This window comes from Clostridium ragsdalei P11 (assembly GCF_001675165.1).
Lineage (GTDB): Bacteria > Bacillota > Clostridia > Clostridiales > Clostridiaceae > Clostridium_B > Clostridium_B ragsdalei.
The window spans coordinates 267,893-282,703 of the sequence record NZ_LROS01000022.1; the positions used below are offsets into that span (position 1 = coordinate 267,893).

General features: G+C 33.7%; 28 protein-coding genes. All 28 read right to left on the bottom strand.

Annotation, left to right across the window (positions count from 1 at the left end; genetic code table 11):
- Positions 1 to 10: 10 nt before the first annotated feature.
- The 28 genes from CLRAG_RS11300 to rplB all read right to left on the bottom strand — a co-directional run bounded on the left by CLRAG_RS11300 (position 11) and on the right by rplB (position 14,757).
- The gene (locus tag CLRAG_RS11300; protein WP_065078535.1) at positions 11 to 865 is read right to left on the bottom strand and encodes an energy-coupling factor transporter ATPase; all 855 of its coding nucleotides are present in this window, start codon (positions 863 to 865) and stop codon (positions 11 to 13) included.
- A complete protein-coding gene (locus CLRAG_RS11305; protein WP_065078536.1) occupies positions 850 to 1,695 on the bottom strand; it encodes an energy-coupling factor transporter ATPase in 846 nt (281 codons plus the stop codon). Before CLRAG_RS11305 ends, CLRAG_RS11300 begins: the two co-directional genes overlap by 16 nt.
- A gap of 94 nt (positions 1,696 to 1,789) precedes the next feature.
- Positions 1,790 to 2,131: a 50S ribosomal protein L17 gene (gene rplQ / locus CLRAG_RS11310; protein ID WP_013240665.1), complete on the bottom strand. Its 342-nt coding sequence runs from the start codon at positions 2,129 to 2,131 to the stop codon at positions 1,790 to 1,792.
- 56 nt (positions 2,132 to 2,187) lie between these two features.
- The gene (locus tag CLRAG_RS11315) at positions 2,188 to 3,135 is read right to left on the bottom strand and encodes a DNA-directed RNA polymerase subunit alpha (protein WP_063553721.1); all 948 of its coding nucleotides are present in this window, start codon (positions 3,133 to 3,135) and stop codon (positions 2,188 to 2,190) included.
- A 62-nt stretch (positions 3,136 to 3,197) separates the two neighbouring features.
- The gene (gene rpsD, locus CLRAG_RS11320; protein ID WP_063553720.1) at positions 3,198 to 3,818 is read right to left on the bottom strand and encodes a 30S ribosomal protein S4; all 621 of its coding nucleotides are present in this window, start codon (positions 3,816 to 3,818) and stop codon (positions 3,198 to 3,200) included.
- Between the two features lie 21 nt (positions 3,819 to 3,839).
- The gene (rpsK, locus tag CLRAG_RS11325; protein ID WP_013240668.1) at positions 3,840 to 4,238 is read right to left on the bottom strand and encodes a 30S ribosomal protein S11; all 399 of its coding nucleotides are present in this window, start codon (positions 4,236 to 4,238) and stop codon (positions 3,840 to 3,842) included.
- A gap of 17 nt (positions 4,239 to 4,255) precedes the next feature.
- Entirely contained in the window at positions 4,256 to 4,633 is a 378-nt protein-coding gene (rpsM, locus tag CLRAG_RS11330) for a 30S ribosomal protein S13 (protein WP_065078537.1), read from the bottom strand.
- Positions 4,634 to 4,821: 188 nt separating this feature from the next.
- Positions 4,822 to 4,935 (bottom strand): 50S ribosomal protein L36, encoded by a 114-nt coding sequence (gene rpmJ / locus CLRAG_RS11335; protein ID WP_007062395.1) that lies wholly within the window; start codon positions 4,933 to 4,935, stop codon positions 4,822 to 4,824.
- Positions 4,936 to 4,950: 15 nt separating this feature from the next.
- A complete protein-coding gene (infA, locus tag CLRAG_RS11340; RefSeq protein WP_013240670.1) occupies positions 4,951 to 5,169 on the bottom strand; it encodes a translation initiation factor IF-1 in 219 nt (72 codons plus the stop codon).
- A 309-nt stretch (positions 5,170 to 5,478) separates the two neighbouring features.
- On the bottom strand, positions 5,479 to 6,132 hold the full coding sequence (locus CLRAG_RS11345) for an adenylate kinase (RefSeq protein ID WP_065078538.1): 654 nt from the start codon (positions 6,130 to 6,132) through the stop codon (positions 5,479 to 5,481).
- Positions 6,133 to 6,157: 25 nt separating this feature from the next.
- Entirely contained in the window at positions 6,158 to 7,438 is a 1,281-nt protein-coding gene (secY, locus tag CLRAG_RS11350) for a preprotein translocase subunit SecY (protein ID WP_065078539.1), read from the bottom strand.
- A gap of 1 nt (position 7,439) precedes the next feature.
- The gene (gene rplO / locus CLRAG_RS11355; RefSeq protein ID WP_013240673.1) at positions 7,440 to 7,880 is read right to left on the bottom strand and encodes a 50S ribosomal protein L15; all 441 of its coding nucleotides are present in this window, start codon (positions 7,878 to 7,880) and stop codon (positions 7,440 to 7,442) included.
- 22 nt (positions 7,881 to 7,902) lie between these two features.
- Complete coding sequence (gene rpmD / locus CLRAG_RS11360) at positions 7,903 to 8,082, bottom strand: 50S ribosomal protein L30 (protein ID WP_063553716.1); 180 nt, start codon at positions 8,080 to 8,082, stop codon at positions 7,903 to 7,905.
- Between the two features lie 12 nt (positions 8,083 to 8,094).
- Positions 8,095 to 8,592 carry a 30S ribosomal protein S5 gene (rpsE, locus tag CLRAG_RS11365; RefSeq protein WP_065078540.1) on the bottom strand — a complete coding sequence of 166 codons (498 nt, stop codon included), beginning with the start codon at positions 8,590 to 8,592 and terminating at the stop codon, positions 8,095 to 8,097.
- 15 nt (positions 8,593 to 8,607) lie between these two features.
- Complete coding sequence (gene rplR, locus CLRAG_RS11370; RefSeq protein WP_013240676.1) at positions 8,608 to 8,967, bottom strand: 50S ribosomal protein L18; 360 nt, start codon at positions 8,965 to 8,967, stop codon at positions 8,608 to 8,610.
- An 18-nt stretch (positions 8,968 to 8,985) separates the two neighbouring features.
- The gene (gene rplF, locus CLRAG_RS11375; RefSeq protein ID WP_065078541.1) at positions 8,986 to 9,528 is read right to left on the bottom strand and encodes a 50S ribosomal protein L6; all 543 of its coding nucleotides are present in this window, start codon (positions 9,526 to 9,528) and stop codon (positions 8,986 to 8,988) included.
- A 73-nt stretch (positions 9,529 to 9,601) separates the two neighbouring features.
- On the bottom strand, positions 9,602 to 10,000 hold the full coding sequence (rpsH, locus tag CLRAG_RS11380; RefSeq protein ID WP_013240678.1) for a 30S ribosomal protein S8: 399 nt from the start codon (positions 9,998 to 10,000) through the stop codon (positions 9,602 to 9,604).
- Between the two features lie 32 nt (positions 10,001 to 10,032).
- Positions 10,033 to 10,218, bottom strand: a complete 186-nt coding sequence (locus CLRAG_RS11385) for a type Z 30S ribosomal protein S14 (protein ID WP_013240679.1) — start codon at positions 10,216 to 10,218, stop codon at positions 10,033 to 10,035.
- A gap of 12 nt (positions 10,219 to 10,230) precedes the next feature.
- Entirely contained in the window at positions 10,231 to 10,776 is a 546-nt protein-coding gene (rplE, locus tag CLRAG_RS11390; RefSeq protein ID WP_065078542.1) for a 50S ribosomal protein L5, read from the bottom strand.
- A gap of 22 nt (positions 10,777 to 10,798) precedes the next feature.
- A complete protein-coding gene (gene rplX, locus CLRAG_RS11395) occupies positions 10,799 to 11,116 on the bottom strand; it encodes a 50S ribosomal protein L24 (protein WP_013240681.1) in 318 nt (105 codons plus the stop codon).
- A gap of 18 nt (positions 11,117 to 11,134) precedes the next feature.
- The gene (gene rplN, locus CLRAG_RS11400) at positions 11,135 to 11,503 is read right to left on the bottom strand and encodes a 50S ribosomal protein L14 (RefSeq protein WP_013240682.1); all 369 of its coding nucleotides are present in this window, start codon (positions 11,501 to 11,503) and stop codon (positions 11,135 to 11,137) included.
- Between the two features lie 27 nt (positions 11,504 to 11,530).
- The gene (rpsQ, locus tag CLRAG_RS11405) at positions 11,531 to 11,785 is read right to left on the bottom strand and encodes a 30S ribosomal protein S17 (RefSeq protein ID WP_013240683.1); all 255 of its coding nucleotides are present in this window, start codon (positions 11,783 to 11,785) and stop codon (positions 11,531 to 11,533) included.
- A 20-nt stretch (positions 11,786 to 11,805) separates the two neighbouring features.
- Entirely contained in the window at positions 11,806 to 12,018 is a 213-nt protein-coding gene (gene rpmC, locus CLRAG_RS11410) for a 50S ribosomal protein L29 (RefSeq protein ID WP_013240684.1), read from the bottom strand.
- Positions 12,008 to 12,451 (bottom strand): 50S ribosomal protein L16, encoded by a 444-nt coding sequence (rplP, locus tag CLRAG_RS11415; protein WP_065078543.1) that lies wholly within the window; start codon positions 12,449 to 12,451, stop codon positions 12,008 to 12,010. Before rplP ends, rpmC begins: the two co-directional genes overlap by 11 nt.
- A gap of 17 nt (positions 12,452 to 12,468) precedes the next feature.
- Entirely contained in the window at positions 12,469 to 13,140 is a 672-nt protein-coding gene (gene rpsC / locus CLRAG_RS11420; RefSeq protein ID WP_065078544.1) for a 30S ribosomal protein S3, read from the bottom strand.
- 18 nt (positions 13,141 to 13,158) lie between these two features.
- Positions 13,159 to 13,494 carry a 50S ribosomal protein L22 gene (gene rplV, locus CLRAG_RS11425; RefSeq protein ID WP_013240687.1) on the bottom strand — a complete coding sequence of 112 codons (336 nt, stop codon included), beginning with the start codon at positions 13,492 to 13,494 and terminating at the stop codon, positions 13,159 to 13,161.
- A 21-nt stretch (positions 13,495 to 13,515) separates the two neighbouring features.
- A complete protein-coding gene (rpsS, locus tag CLRAG_RS11430) occupies positions 13,516 to 13,812 on the bottom strand; it encodes a 30S ribosomal protein S19 (protein WP_063599799.1) in 297 nt (98 codons plus the stop codon).
- Between the two features lie 111 nt (positions 13,813 to 13,923).
- Positions 13,924 to 14,757: a 50S ribosomal protein L2 gene (gene rplB, locus CLRAG_RS11435; RefSeq protein ID WP_065078545.1), complete on the bottom strand. Its 834-nt coding sequence runs from the start codon at positions 14,755 to 14,757 to the stop codon at positions 13,924 to 13,926.
- Positions 14,758 to 14,811: the final 54 nt, after the last annotated feature.

Sequence of the window (14,811 nt, forward strand, 5' to 3'; positions counted from 1 at the left end):
ACTAGCTCTCCTAACTTTTACTTAATATTTTGAGTATTTCTTCTTTTGCCTGCTTCACTGTAAATACATCTTTTGATATATTTATGCCCTTTTCCCTAAGCTTTTTTACCATATATGTTACTTGAGGTACTGCAAGTCCTACACTTTCCAAAGTGTCAACCTCATTAAAAACTTTTTCAGGAGGGCCATCAAGTATACATTTTCCCTGATGCATTACGATTATTCTACCAGCCAGCTTAGCTACATCTTCCATGCTGTGAGATACAAATATTATAGTCATATTGTATTCCCTATGTAAATTTTTTATTTCTGAAAAGATGTCATCTCTTCCCTTGGGATCAAGGCCTGCTGTTGGTTCATCTAATACGAGTACTTTAGGTTCCATAGCAACTACTCCTGCTATAGCAACTCTCCTCTTTTGTCCCCCGCTTAATTCAAAAGGAGATTTATCCTTGTAATCTTCATATTTTAATCCCACCATATTCATGGCTCTCTTCACTCTTTTATTTATATCATCATCACTCAATCCCAAATTTTTGGGACCAAAAGCAATGTCTTTTTCTATAGTTTCCTCAAATAACTGATATTCAGGATACTGAAATACAAGTCCTACTTTTTTTCTTATAAAATTTAAATTTATCTTTTTATCAGTAATATCTACTCCATCTACTATTATCTTGCCTGAACTTGGTTTTAAGAGTCCATTTATATGTTGAATAAGTGTTGATTTTCCCGAACCCGTGTGTCCTATCAAAGCAACAAATTCTCCATCTTCTATTTCAATATTTATGTCATCTAGGGCTTTTTTTTCAAAAGGTGAACCTTTCATATATATATGAGTTAAATTTTCTATTTTAATCGGCATAATTCACTCACCATCTCATCTATAGTTAATATATCAGGTTTAATATCTACACCACTATTCTTAAGTTCATAGGCTAATTCTGTCATTTGAGGTACATCAAGTCCTATTTTTTTCATCTTAGATACCTGACTAAATATGTTTCTAGGAGATCCTTCCATTATAATTTTACCTTCATCCATAACAATTATTCTATCTGCTTCTACTGCTTCTTCCATATAATGTGTAATTAGAATTACTGTCATATTGTACTTACTATTTATATCTTTTATTGTACTCATTACTTCACGCCTACCAGACGGATCAAGCATTGCAGTTGATTCATCAAATATTATACAATCAGGTCTCATAGCAAGCACTCCTGCTATAGCTACCCTTTGCTTTTGTCCACCTGAAAGTAAATGAGGTGCATGTCTCCTATATTCATACATATTTACCCTTTTTAAACACTCATCAACTCTTGCTCTTATTTCCTCTGATGGAACTCCTAGGTTTTCTGGTCCAAAAGCAACATCTTCTTCTACTATAGTAGCAACTATTTGGTTATCTGGATTTTGAAAAACCATTCCTGCCTTATTTCTTATCTTCCAGGTACTTTTTTCATCTGAAGTATCTATATCTTCTACATATACTTTTCCATCAGTTGGAACTAAAAGAGCATTTATATGTTTAGCCATAGTAGATTTTCCAGATCCATTTCTTCCAAGCACTACAAGGAATTCTCCCTTTTTTACTTGGAAATTCACATGATCTACAGCTAATTTTACATTTTCATTATCATTGTCCTTATATTTATAGCTTACATTATCACATACTATTATATTTTTTTCCATAGAAACACCTCACTAATTTGATGAGCAACAAAATTGAAACAGTATTTTATAGAAAAACAGGGATTAAGCTAGTCTTTACTTAATCCCCTTAATTTTATACTAACTCTAGTATAACTAATTCGGCTCCGTCGCCTCTTCTTGGACCCATTTTATACATTCTAGTGTATCCACCATTTCTTTCAGCATATTTAGGAGCTATATCTGTAAATAAATTTTTTACAACTTCTTCTTCAGTTACAAAAGAAAGTACCTGTCTTCTAGCATGAAGATCTCCTCTTTTTGCAAGAGTAATCATCTTTTCTGCTAAACTTCTTGTTTCCTTTGCTCTAGTTACAGTTGTCTGTATTTTACCATGCTTTAAAAAGTTAGTAACAAGACTTCTAAGCATTGCTCTTCTTTGGTCAGATGGACGTCCTAATTTACGATACTGTGCCATTTATATCCCTCCTTACTGTAGGTAATAAGTTTATCCGTTCGTTATTTTAACAAATTTTAGTCTTCACTTTGCTTTAATGATAATCCTAAGGCATCAAGCTTTTGCTCAACTTCTTCTAAGGATTTTTTACCTAAATTCCTTACCTTCATCATATCATCCATTGTTCTTTCTGTTAACTCTTGAACTGTATTTATTCCAGCTCTCTTTAGACAATTATAACTTCTCACTGAAAGGTCTAATTCTTCTATTGTCATCTCAAGAACTTTTTCTTTTTTATCCTCTTCCTTTTCAACCATTATTTCCACATTATTAGCATGATCAGTAAGAGTCATAAATAGTTTGAAATGTTCTATGAGAATTTTAGCTGATAAACTTACAGCTTCATCTGGTAATATAGTTCCATTAGTCCAAACTTCTAATGATAATTTATCATAATCAGTTATTTGACCAACTCTTGTATTCTCTACAGCAAAATTAACTCTTTTAATAGGAGTGTATATTGAATCTACAGGAATAGTACCTATTGGCATGTCTTCAGACTTATTCTTTCTTTGAGAAACATATCCTCTTCCTCCGTTGACAGCAATCTCCATATAGAGTTTACCATCATCATCTAAGGTAGCTATATGTAAGTCCTTATTAATTATTTCAACATCACCATCTGTTTTTATGTCTCCTGCAACAACTTCACCTGGTCCTTGTGCATCTATATATATAGTTTTAGGACCTTCTCCATTCATCTTTAAAGCTAATTCTTTTATATTTAGAATTAGCTCTGCAACATCCTCTTTTACTCCACGAATAGTTGAAAATTCATGAAGTACACCATCTATTTTTATATGATTAGCAGCAACTCCTGGAAGGGAAGAAAGAAGAATCCTTCTAAGTGCATTACCAAGAGTAATACCATAGCCTCTTTCAAGGGGCTCCACTACAAACTTTCCATAGTTACCATCTTCACTAGTTTCAACACATTCTATTTTGGGTTTTTCTATTTCTAACATGAATATAACCCTCCTTCTATTTATCTAATAATGTATTCTGAGGGCAACTGATTCTATATTAACTACTTGCTGTATAACTCTACGATTAATGTTTCGTTAACAGGAACATCTATATCCTCTCTTGTTGGCTGTCTAAGAACTTTTGCTTGGAAATTTTCTACATTTCCTTCTAACCAAGTTGGTAAAGTTTTTGGGTTTTCTGCAAAAGTTTTAAACTTCTCTGATGACTTGCTCTTATCACTTACAGTTATATTATCATTAATTGATACCTTAAAAGAAGGTATATCCACTTTTCTTCCATTAACTAAAAAATGGCCATGAGTTACCAATTGTCTAGCTTCTGCTCTTGACTGTCCATATCCTAATCTATAAATTACATTGTCAAGTCTTGTTTCAAGTAAAACTAATAAATTTTCACCTGTTATTCCTTTTTTCCTATCAGCTGTTTCATAGTATTTTCTAAATTGTCCTTCTAATAGTCCATATATTCTCTTAGCCTTCTGCTTTTCTCTCAATTGTAAACCATAGTTTGATACTTTCTTTCTTCTTTGACCATGTTGTCCTGGTGCATATCCTCTTCTTGAAAATGCACACTTATCTGTATAACATCTATCCCCTTTAAGGAATAATTTTAAGCCTTCTCTTCTGCAAAGTCTGCATACTGATCCAGTATATCTTGCCATTAAAACTTACACCTCCCGTTACTAAACTCTTCTTCTTTTTGGTGGTCTGCATCCATTATGTGGAATTGGAGTAACATCTTTGATCAATGTAACTTCAAGTCCTGCTGCCTGTAATGACCTTATTGCGGCTTCTCTACCAGCACCAGGTCCCTTAACATATACTTCGATGCTTTTTAATCCATGTTCCATAGCTGCTTTAGCTGATGTTTCAGCTGCCATTTGTGCAGCAAATGGAGTGCTCTTTCTAGAGCCTCTAAATCCTAGACCACCTGCGCTAGCCCAGGATAAAGTGTTTCCCGCAGCATCGGTAATTGTAACTATAGAATTATTAAAAGTTGATCTTATATGTGCACAACCATGTTCAACATTTTTTCTTTCTTTTTTTCTCTTAGTTGTCTTTCTAACTTTTCCAGCTGCCATCTTTTTACCTCCTTATATTATTTTGCTACTATTTTCTTCTTACCTGCTACCATTTTCTTAGGTCCTTTTCTTGTTCTTGCATTTGTCTTTGTTTTCTGTCCTCTAACTGGCAGACCTTTTCTATGCCTTATTCCTCTATATGAACCTATCTCTATTAATCTTTTTATATTAAGAGCAATTTCTCTTCTCAAGTCACCCTCAATTGTTACATTCTTTACGTAATTTCTCAAAGAGTTAACTTCTTCTTCTGTTAGGTCCTTAACTCTAGTGTCTGGATTTACTCCAGCTTCTTTTAGAATTTTTTGAGAAGTTGATAACCCTATGCCATATATATAAGTTAGACCTATTTCAACTCTTTTTTCCTTTGGTAGGTCGATACCTGCTATTCTTGCCATTAAAATTTACACCTCCTAAAATCTGATTGGTAAGGATTAATTTACTTTATTTATATTATATTAAGCTTTAAAGCCAACAAAGTAAATAACTTTACATTGCTGCAGCCGCACCTTAAAACGTTATTAACTCATAAATCATACATTAAGTATTAATAACGTGTTTTACTAATACTTACTTTTCTATTAGTTTAGCCTTGTTTTTGTTTGTGCTTAGGATTTTCACAGATAACCATTACTCTTCCTTTTCTCTTTATGATTTTACACTTTTCACACATAGGCTTAACTGATGGCCTTACTTTCATAGCTAACCCTCCTTATTACTTCGCTCTCCAAGTTATTCTCCCACGAGTCAAATCGTAAGGAGAAAGCTCTACTGTAACTTTATCACCTGGTAGTATTCTTATAAAATTCATTCTTAATTTACCAGATATATGTGCTAATATCTTATGTCCGCTTTCTAATTCTACCTGAAACATAGCATTTGGTAAAGCTTCTAAAACAGTACCCTGAATTTCAATAACATCATCTTTTGACATAAGGTATAATCAAACCTCCTTGTTATTGCTGACTGCAAAAAATCTGTTTAGCACCGAGCTTATAATCACTTTCAACGTAGCAGTAAATCATGCTTCATATACTTACAGTCCATATTAATCCATAATACTAACACTTTAAATTAAAGTCAATATTTCCGGAGTATTTTCTAAAACACTATCGTCTTAATATGTACTCCTCTGAAATTCTATCCAATTATTTAGTAGTTATTCTAGATTTTACTGTATCATCAGCTTTTGCTTGGTTTTCAACTTACAGGTTCCAGCATATCTATCTCTATTTGTGTTAAATTATTTGCAAATAGATTTTAAACTTTCTTTTACTCTTTGAAAAACCTCATTTATTTCTCCAGTTCCGTCTACTATAGAAAGTGCTTTCTGCTTTTTATAGTACCCAATCAGAGGTTGAGTTTGCTCATCATATACATCTAATCTATCCTTAACAGTTGACTCGGTATCATCTTTTCTTTGTATAACATCACTATGACACACATCACACTTTCCCTCAACTTTAGTAGGATTAAATTTTACATGATAACTTGCGCCGCAAGATGGACAAACTCTTCTACCTGTCATTCTTTCAAGAATTAATTCTTTAGGAACATCTATAAGGAGAGCTGTATCTATCTTTTGCCCTTTATTATTTAAAAATAAGTCTAGAGCTTCAGCTTGATTTACGGTTCTAGGAAATCCATCTAATAAAAATCCTTCTTTGCAATCATCCTTGCCTAATCTATCTTTAACTATATTTATAGTAACCTCATCTGGTACTAACTGTCCGTTATCTAAATACTTTTTTGCCTCAACTCCAAGTGGAGTCTTCTCTGAAATATTCTTTCTAAAAATATCTCCAGTAGATATATGAGGTATGGAATATTCTTCACTAATAAATTTAGCTTGAGTCCCTTTTCCAGCTCCTGGAGGACCTAATAAAATTATTTTCACCAGCACCATCTCCAAAAATATTTTATCAATTCAAAAATCCATGATAATGACGCATTACTAGCTGCGATTCTAATTGTCTTATGGTTTCAATAGCTACATTTACTATAATTAATAGCCCTGTTCCGCCAAAATATATGCCCTTAAAACTAGTATAAGTTTCTGCTACTATAGGGGATATTGCTATTATCCCTGCAAAAGCTCCTCCTAATACTGACACTCTGGCTAAAACTCTTTCAATAAATACAGCCGTAGGTTCTCCTGGTCTTATGCCAGGTATAAATCCTGAAGACTTATTCATATTCTCGGCCATTTCTTCTGGCTTCATAGTAACTTCGGTATAAAACCATGTAAAGAAAATTGTAAGCAAGAAATAAAGCACTAAATATGTCCAATTACTTTCTTTAAATGGACTATACACACTTCCCGTTATAAACTTGTTAAAAGCTGAGTCAGGCCAAAATTGACCTATAGTCATTGGAAACTGCATAACTGATATAGCAAATATAATTCCTATAACAGCTGCTCCATTTACATTAATTGGAATATTAGTAGACTGCCCTTTATACATTCTTCCTGCATTTGTTTTCCCTGCATACTGTATAGGAATTCTTCTCTCAGATAAACTTGAAATTACAACTCCTAAAAATAGCAAGAATATAACTGCTGCAAGTCCTATTACTTCCACAAAGTTAACTGTTTCAACTTGTTGCATTTTAAAAATTCCAGATACTGCAGAAGGAAACCTCGAAATAATGTTTATAAATATTATAAGAGATATTCCATTTCCAATACCATGCTCAGTAATCTGATCACCAAACCACATGAGAAAAGTTGACGCTACAGTAACAGTAAATATTATCATAAATACGTTGAATTTATCAGATGGGTTTGCAAGTGCACCTGCTCTATTTATAATAACATATATGGTTATTCCTTGAATTACACCTAGTGGTACTGAAGCATATCTAGTGTATTCCTGTATCTTCTTTCTACCTTCTTCTCCTTCTTTAGATAATTGCTCTAAACGAGGCAAAGCAACCGTAAGAAGTTGGAATATAATGGAGGAATTGATAAATGGAATAACTCCCATAGCAAATATACTAAATCTGCTAAATGCGCCTCCTGCTAAAAGATCATAAAAGCCAAACAACGAGCCATTGCTAGTTAGACTACTTAACTTTGTAGTATCAATTCCTGGAACAGGAATAAAATTTCCCATTCTAAAAATTATAATCATAAATAAAGTAAACAGCAATCTTTTCCTTAGTTCAGGAACTTTCCAAGCATTACGCAAGGTTGATAGCACTTTATATCACCTCTACTTTTCCTCCAGCTGCCTCTATCTTTTCCACTGCAGTTTTAGTAAACTTAGCTGCTTTTACTGTGAGTTTCTTTTGTAATTCACCATTTCCAAGTATTTTTAAACCATCTTTAGACTTTTTAATTACCTTTTTCTCTAAAAGTAATTCTGGAGTAATTTCTGTTCCATCTTCAAATGCATTTAGTCTTTCAACATTTAATTCATAATATTGTTTTGCAAATATATTAGTGAAGCCTCTTTTAGGAAGTCTTCTATACAATGGCATCTGTCCGCCTTCAAATCCTATTCTTACTCCACCACCGGATCTAGCTTTCTGTCCATTTTCACCTTTTCCAGCATTTCTTCCCCAACCAGAACCAGTACCTCTTCCAAGTCTTTTTGGTGATTTTCTTGATCCTTCTGCTGGTTTTAATTCATGAAGTTTCATTCGTACTTACACCTCCTTCGTATTATGCCTCTTCTACCTTTAAAAGATAGCTAACTTTTTGGATCATTCCTCTGATTTGAGGATTATCCTCTTGCTCTACAACTTTTCCTATTTTTCTTAATCCAAGAGCATTTACAGTTGCTATATGATCTTTTTTTCTTCCTATTAAACTCTTTTCTAGAGTTATTTTAAGTTTAGCCAAGGTCATTCACTCCTAACCTAAAATCTCTTCGACAGTTTTTCCTCTAAGACTAGCTATATGTTCTGCTGTCTTTAGTCTTGATAAACCGTCAATAGTAGCATTTACCATATTTCTTGGATTATTAGAACCAACTGATTTTGCTCTAACATCCTTTAATCCTGCAAGTTCAAGAACTGCTCTAGAAGGTCCACCGGCTATAATTCCAGTACCTTCAGGAGCTGTCATTATAAGTACTCTTCCTGTTCCAAATTGACCAGCTATACTATGAGGTACTGTTGTACCTATAATTGGAACTTCAATTAAATTCTTCTTAGCATCTTCTATTCCTTTTCTGATTGCTTCAGGTATTTCTATAGATTTTCCAGTTCCTACGCCTACGTGGCCATCTTCATCTCCCACTACAACTAGGGCACTAAATCTAAAATTTCTACCACCTTTAACAACCTTAGCAACTCTATTTATGAATACAACCTTCTCTTTAAGATTTAAAGCGCTAGGATCGATTCTCATTTATTTCCCTCCTTATTAGAATTCTAAGCCAGCTTCTCTTGCACCTTCAGCAAGATTCTGTACTCTTCCATGATATATATATCCGCCTCTATCAAAAACTACTTCTTTGATTCCTTTTTCAATAGCTTTCTTAGCTATTGTCTGACCAACAACTTTTGCTGCTTCTTTATTACTTCCAACTCCTTGAAAATCTTTATCTACACTTGAAGCAGAAACTAGAGTTGTTCCCTTTACGTCATCTATTATTTGAGCATATATGTTTTTTGCACTTCTATATACTGCAAGTCTTGGTCTTTCATTTGTTCCAGAAATTTTTCTACGAACTCTAAGATGACGCTTTGATCTTAGTTTTTTCTTATCATCTTTTTTAAACATAAGGTTCACTCCTTTCTACTACTTCTTACCTGTTTTTCCTTCTTTACGTCTTATAACTTCATTTTCATATTTAATTCCTTTTCCCTTGTAAGGTTCAGGTTTTCTCCAATTTCTTATATCTGCTGAGACATCGCCTACTAATTCTTTGTCGATACCTTTTACTATAACTTTTGTAGGTGCAGGTGTTTCAAAAGTTATTCCTTCAACTGCCTCTACTTCAATTGGATGTGAAAATCCTAAGTTTAAAACTAATTTTTTTCCTTGTAACTGAGCTCTGTAACCAACACCTACTAATTCTAATGTCTTTGCATATCCTTCAGTTACACCAATAACCATATTATTTATTAATGCTCTAGTCAATCCATGAAGAGCTCTAGATTCTTTTTCATCATTATTTCTTTTAACTACTATTGAGTTATCCTCAACAGCAATATTCATATCTTTTCTCATAGCCTTTACAAGTTGGCCTTTAGGTCCTTTTACAGTAACAACGTTGTCTGGTGTTACTGCAAAGGTGACACCACTTGGAATAGCTATTGGAAGCTTTCCTATTCTTGACATCATTACACCTCCTGTATTCCTAATAGGTTCATAATAAATATCATTTACTACTAATCTTAGTTCATTTTTAAAACTACCATATGTAGCAAAGTACTTCTCCACCTACTCCTAATTTTCTTGCGTCTCTATCTGTAACAATTCCTTTAGAAGTTGATATTACTGCAACTCCAAGTCCATTTAAAACCTTAGGAATTTCTTCTTTTCTACAATAAACTCTTAATCCAGGTTTAGATATTCTCTTGAGTCCTGTTATAACCCTTTCTTTATCTTTACCATACTTCATTGAAAGTCTTATCATGTTTACAGAACCATCTGTATATTCCTCTACATTCTTTATATATCCTTCTTGAAGCATTATATTTAATAGTGCCTTCTTAATAGTTGAAGAAGGTACTTCTACTATTTCGTGTCTAACAATATTTGCATTTCTTATACGAGTAAGCAAATCTGCTATAGGATCAGTCATTACCATTTATTGTGCCTCCTTTCATCAATAACTAACATTTACCAACTTGCTTTTCTGCAACCAGGTATTTCACCCTTATACGCAAGTTCTCTAAAGCATATACGACATATACCATATTTTTTTAATACAGCATGAGGTCTTCCACATATTCTACATCTTGTGTAAGCCCTTGTTGGATATTTAGGTTCTTTTTTCCACTTTTCTATCAAAGCTTTACGTGCCACGTTTTTCCCTCCTTATTTTTGAGTAAATGGCATTCCAAGAAGTTTAAGCAACTCTCTTGCTTCTTCATCAGTATTTGCAGTAGTGACAAAGATAACATCCATACCTCTGACTTTGTCTATCTTATCATATTCTATTTCAGGGAATATTAATTGCTCTTTAATTCCTATGGAATAATTTCCTCTACCATCAAAAGATTTATCCGGAACTCCTGAGAAATCTCTAACTCTTGGTAGTGCTATATTAATTAATTTATCTGCAAATTCATACATATATTGTTTTCTTAAAGTAACTTTACATCCTATAGCCATATTTTCTCTTATTTTAAAGTTTGCTATAGATTTTTTTGCTCTAGTTAAAACTGGTTTTTGTCCTGTAATTAAAGTTAAGTCACTAACTGCTGATTCTAAAACCTTTGGATTATCCTTAGCTTCTCCTACACCCATATTTATAACTATTTTATCAAGTTTTGGTGCCTGCATTATGTTCTTATATTTAAACTTATCCATTAAAGCAGGAATAACTTCCTTTTCATATTTCTCTTGTAACCTTGAACTCATATTTTTGCCCTCCTTTCAAAGATTAAAATGTTTCTCCGCACTTTTTACATACTCTTACTTTTGTTCCATCATCTAATATCTTGTGACTTATTCTAGTTACACTTTTACATTTGTCACAATATAGCATTACTTTTGAACTATATATAGGAGCTTCTTTTTTAATTATGCCACCCTGCATATTTTGCTTGTTTGGTTTCTGATGTTTTGAAACTACATTAACATCTTTAACAATGACTTTACCTGTTTTAGGCATAACCTTTAAAACTTCTCCTGTTTTTCCTTTATCTTTACCGGATATAACCATGACTGTATCCTTTTTTCTAACGTGTACCTTTGCCATTATAGCCACCTCCTTATCTTATAGAACTTCAGGCGCTAGTGATAATATTTTTGTATAATCTTTATCTCTTAGCTCTCTCGCAACTGGTCCGAAGATACGAGTTCCCTTTGGTTGCTTATCATCTTTTATTATAACAGCAGCATTTTCATCAAACTTTATATATGAACCGTCTGCTCTTCTAAGTCCTCTTACAGATCTAACGATAACAGCCTTTACAACTTCTCCTTTTTTAACAACACCGCCTGGTGTTGCACTTTTAACGCTAGCAACTATTGTATCACCGATGTTTCCCCATTTTCTCTTGGATCCACCTAAAACTCTTATACACATAATTTCCTTAGCTCCGGAATTATCTGCAACTTTCAATAATGTCTGTTGCTGAATCATTGAAAATACCCTCCTTTCAGCTATTAACTATTTAGCCTTTTCTACTATTTCCACAAGTCTCCATCTCTTATCCTTCGATAAAGGTCTTGTTTCCATTATTAATACTCTATCATTATTCCTTGCTTCATTGTTTTCATCATGAGCTTTAAATTTAGTAGTTCTGTTAACTGTTTTTCCGTACAGTGGATGACGTACTTTAGTTTCAACTGCAACTACTATAGTTTTATCCATTTTATCTGAGATAACTCTTCCTGTTCTTGTCTTTCTGTATCCTCTTTCCACAGAATAAACCTCCTTTCAAACTATTGTTCAAATGATCTTAGCTCTTCTTCCCTAAGGATGGTTTTAATTTGGGCTATAGATTTTTTGACTTCCTTTATTCTCATTGGATTTTCTAATTGACCTGTAGCCAACTGAAATCTCAAATTAAACAATTCTGACTTAAGATCTTGTACTTTTGCCTGTAAATCTTGAGTGCTGCTTTGTCTTAACTCTTGCAATTCTCTAGCCTTCATTGCTTTCACCACCCACTTCTTCAAAATCTTTTCTTGTAACGAACTTAGTCTTTATAGGCAATTTATGTGATGCAAGCCTCATTGCTTCTCTTGCTACTGGTTCAGGAACACCTGATAGTTCAAATAATATCCTACCTGGTTTAACAACTGCTACCCAATATTCTGGTGATCCTTTACCTGATCCCATACGTGTTTCAGCAGGTTTTTCTGTAATTGGTTTATCTGGGAAAATCTTTATCCAAAGTTTTCCTCCTCTTTTGATATATCTATTTATAGCTATTCTGGCTGCTTCTATCTGATTTGCTGTTATCCATGCACATTCTGTAGCCTGTATAGCGTAATCTCCATATGCTATAAAATTACCTCTTGTAGCTTTGCCTTTCATTCTACCACGTTGTACCTTACGATGCTTAACTCTCTTAGGCATTAACATATGCTATTCCTCCTTCCCTATGCTTTAACTTCTTCCTTGTTTTCAACAGATTTTTTAGCAGGGAGCACTTCTCCTCTATATACCCATACTTTTACACCTATTTTACCATATGTGGTATTTGCTTCTGCAAATCCATAATCTATGTCGGCTCTTAATGTCTGGAGTGGAATTGTACCTTCATGGTATGACTCAGCTCTTGCAATTTCTGCACCACCAAGTCTTCCTGAACATGTAGTCTTAACACCCTTAACGCCAGACTTCATAGCTCTCTGTATTGTTTGTTTCATAGCTCTTCTAAAGGAAATTCTCTTTTCCAATTGCAAAGCTACATTTTCTGCCATAAGTTGGGCATCAGCTTCTGCCTGCTTTACTTCAACGATGTTTATAAGCACAGTTTTTTCTGTAACCATTTTTTGAATTTCAGCTTTTAAAGCATTAATTCCTTGGCCGCCTTTTCCTATTATCATTCCAGGTTTTGCTGTAAATACATTTAGCTTAACTCTTTTTGCTGCTCTTTCAATTTGAATTTTTGAAACTCCAGCAATAGCAGTTTTTGCTTTTACAAATTTTCTAATTTTATTATCTTCAACTATATTGTCTGCAAAATTTTTCTTATCTGCATACCATTTAGCATCCCATTCTTTAATAACACCAACTCTTAGGCCATGTGGATGTACTTTCTGTCCCATCTGTTTCCCTCCTTCTTATTACTCTCTTTCCTTAACTACCAAAGTTATGTGACTACTTCTCTTATTTATTCTAAATGCTCTACCTTGAGCATGTGGTTGAAATCTCTTTAACGTTGGACCTTCACAAGCATAAGCTTCTGAAACATATAGATTATCCTTATCTAAATCCAAATTATTCTCTGCATTAGCAACTGCTGATTTAAGAACTTTATTAACCACTACAGCTGCATCTCTTGGAGTATATTTTAATATAGCAAAAGCTTCATTTACATTTTTACCTCTAACTAAATTAAGTACAACTCCTACTTTCATTGAAGACATTCTAACATATCTAGCTATAGCCTTAGCTTCCATTTATTCTACCTCCCTTCCTAACTACTTTTGAGGAGCAACACGAGTTGTTTTTTCAGTTTTGTCTGCGACGTGTCCCCTGTATGTTCTAGTTAGTGCAAATTCTCCTAATTTGTGTCCTACCATATCCTCTGATATATATACAGGAACATGCTTTCTTCCATCATGAACTGCTATAGTGTGACCTATCATCTGAGGAAATATCGTTGAACTTCTTGACCAAGTTTTTATAACTTTCTTCTCACCATTTTTATTTAATTCATTTATTTTCTTTAAAAGCGCTTCTTGGACATAAGGTCCCTTTTTAACTGATCTGCTCATTCATTTTGCCTCCCTTCATACAATTTGCATGATATAACTTTTTTGTTTATAGCTAAAAGCAACTGGTTCATTAAATAGAAGTCAGTGAAGAGAACATATATTCTCTTCAAACTATTTACTATTTCTTCTCTTAACTATAAATCTGTCTGAATACTTATTATGTTTTCTAGTCTTATATCCTAATGCAGGTTTGCCCCAAGGAGTAAGTGGTCCTGGATGACCTACTGGAGCCTTACCTTCACCACCACCATGTGGATGGTCATTAGGGTTCATAACAGAACCTCTAACTGTAGGTCTTACTCCTAAGTGTCTCTTTCTTCCTGCTTTACCTATGCTAACTATCTCATGAGTTAAGTTTGAAACTGTTCCAATTGTAGCTCTACATGCTATTCTTACATGTCTCATCTCACCACTTGGAAGTCTTAATGTTGCATAATTTCCTTCTTTAGCCATAAGTTGAGCTGAAGCTCCTGCAGATCTTACAAGTTGTGCTCCCTTTCCTGCTTGTAATTCTACATTATGAATTATAGTACCAACAGGTATATTTATTAATGGCAAACAATTTCCAACTTTTATATCTGAATCTGCTCCTGAAACTACAGCATCTCCAACTTTTAATCCAACTGGAGCTATTATATATCTCTTTTCTCCATCTGCATAAACTACCAAAGCTATATAAGCTGATCTATTAGGATCATATTCTATAGTAGCAACCTTTGCTGGTATGCCATCTTTATTTCTCTTAAAATCTATTAATCTATACTTTTGTTTTGCTCCGCCACCTATATGACGAACTGTTATTTTACCGTGAGCATTTCTACCACCACTTCTTTTTAAAGGTGCAAGAAGTGATTTTTCTGGTACATCTGTAGTTATTTCTTCAAATGTACTTACAGTCATATTCCTTCTTGAAGGTGTAGTAGGTTTAAATCCTTTAACTGCCATAACGGTATTCCCTCCTTTTTTCGCTTATCTGGATTTCTCCAATAACTGCTTTAA

Excerpts from the sequence above, each read along its gene's own strand:
- rplX (WP_013240681.1), bottom strand. The coding sequence starts at position 11,116 with ATGGCAAAGGTACACGTTAGAAAAAAGGATACAGTCATGGTTATATCC.
- rpsE (WP_065078540.1), bottom strand. The coding sequence starts at position 8,592 with ATGAGAATCGATCCTAGCGCTTTAAATCTTAAAGAGAAGGTTGTATTC.
- rplV (WP_013240687.1), bottom strand. The coding sequence starts at position 13,494 with ATGGAAGCTAAGGCTATAGCTAGATATGTTAGAATGTCTTCAATGAAA.
- CLRAG_RS11300 (WP_065078535.1), bottom strand. The coding sequence starts at position 865 with ATGCCGATTAAAATAGAAAATTTAACTCATATATATATGAAAGGTTCA.
- rpsM (WP_065078537.1), bottom strand. The coding sequence starts at position 4,633 with ATGGCAAGAATAGCAGGTATCGACCTACCAAAGGAAAAAAGAGTTGAA.
- rpsC (WP_065078544.1), bottom strand. The coding sequence starts at position 13,140 with ATGGGACAGAAAGTACATCCACATGGCCTAAGAGTTGGTGTTATTAAA.
- rplF (WP_065078541.1), bottom strand. The coding sequence starts at position 9,528 with ATGTCAAGAATAGGAAAGCTTCCAATAGCTATTCCAAGTGGTGTCACC.
- infA (WP_013240670.1), bottom strand. The coding sequence starts at position 5,169 with ATGTCAAAAGATGATGTTATTGAAATTCAGGGTACTGTTTTAGAAGCT.
- rplB (WP_065078545.1), bottom strand. The coding sequence starts at position 14,757 with ATGGCAGTTAAAGGATTTAAACCTACTACACCTTCAAGAAGGAATATG.
- rplR (WP_013240676.1), bottom strand. The coding sequence starts at position 8,967 with ATGTTTAAAAAAGATGATAAGAAAAAACTAAGATCAAAGCGTCATCTT.
- rpsK (WP_013240668.1), bottom strand. The coding sequence starts at position 4,238 with ATGGCAGCTGGAAAAGTTAGAAAGACAACTAAGAGAAAAAAAGAAAGA.
- rplP (WP_065078543.1), bottom strand. The coding sequence starts at position 12,451 with ATGTTAATGCCTAAGAGAGTTAAGCATCGTAAGGTACAACGTGGTAGA.
- CLRAG_RS11305 (WP_065078536.1), bottom strand. The coding sequence starts at position 1,695 with ATGGAAAAAAATATAATAGTATGTGATAATGTAAGCTATAAATATAAG.
- rplE (WP_065078542.1), bottom strand. The coding sequence starts at position 10,776 with ATGAGTTCAAGGTTACAAGAGAAATATGAAAAGGAAGTTATTCCTGCT.
- rplO (WP_013240673.1), bottom strand. The coding sequence starts at position 7,880 with ATGAAACTTCATGAATTAAAACCAGCAGAAGGATCAAGAAAATCACCA.
- rpmJ (WP_007062395.1), bottom strand. The coding sequence starts at position 4,935 with ATGAAAGTAAGGCCATCAGTTAAGCCTATGTGTGAAAAGTGTAAAATC.
- rpsH (WP_013240678.1), bottom strand. The coding sequence starts at position 10,000 with ATGGTAATGACTGATCCTATAGCAGATTTGCTTACTCGTATAAGAAAT.
- rplQ (WP_013240665.1), bottom strand. The coding sequence starts at position 2,131 with ATGGCACAGTATCGTAAATTAGGACGTCCATCTGACCAAAGAAGAGCA.
- rpsS (WP_063599799.1), bottom strand. The coding sequence starts at position 13,812 with ATGAGCAGATCAGTTAAAAAGGGACCTTATGTCCAAGAAGCGCTTTTA.
- rpmC (WP_013240684.1), bottom strand. The coding sequence starts at position 12,018 with ATGAAGGCTAGAGAATTGCAAGAGTTAAGACAAAGCAGCACTCAAGAT.
- CLRAG_RS11315 (WP_063553721.1), bottom strand. The coding sequence starts at position 3,135 with ATGTTAGAAATAGAAAAACCCAAAATAGAATGTGTTGAAACTAGTGAA.
- rplN (WP_013240682.1), bottom strand. The coding sequence starts at position 11,503 with ATGATTCAGCAACAGACATTATTGAAAGTTGCAGATAATTCCGGAGCT.
- rpsD (WP_063553720.1), bottom strand. The coding sequence starts at position 3,818 with ATGGCAAGATATACTGGATCAGTATGCAGACTTTGCAGAAGAGAAGGC.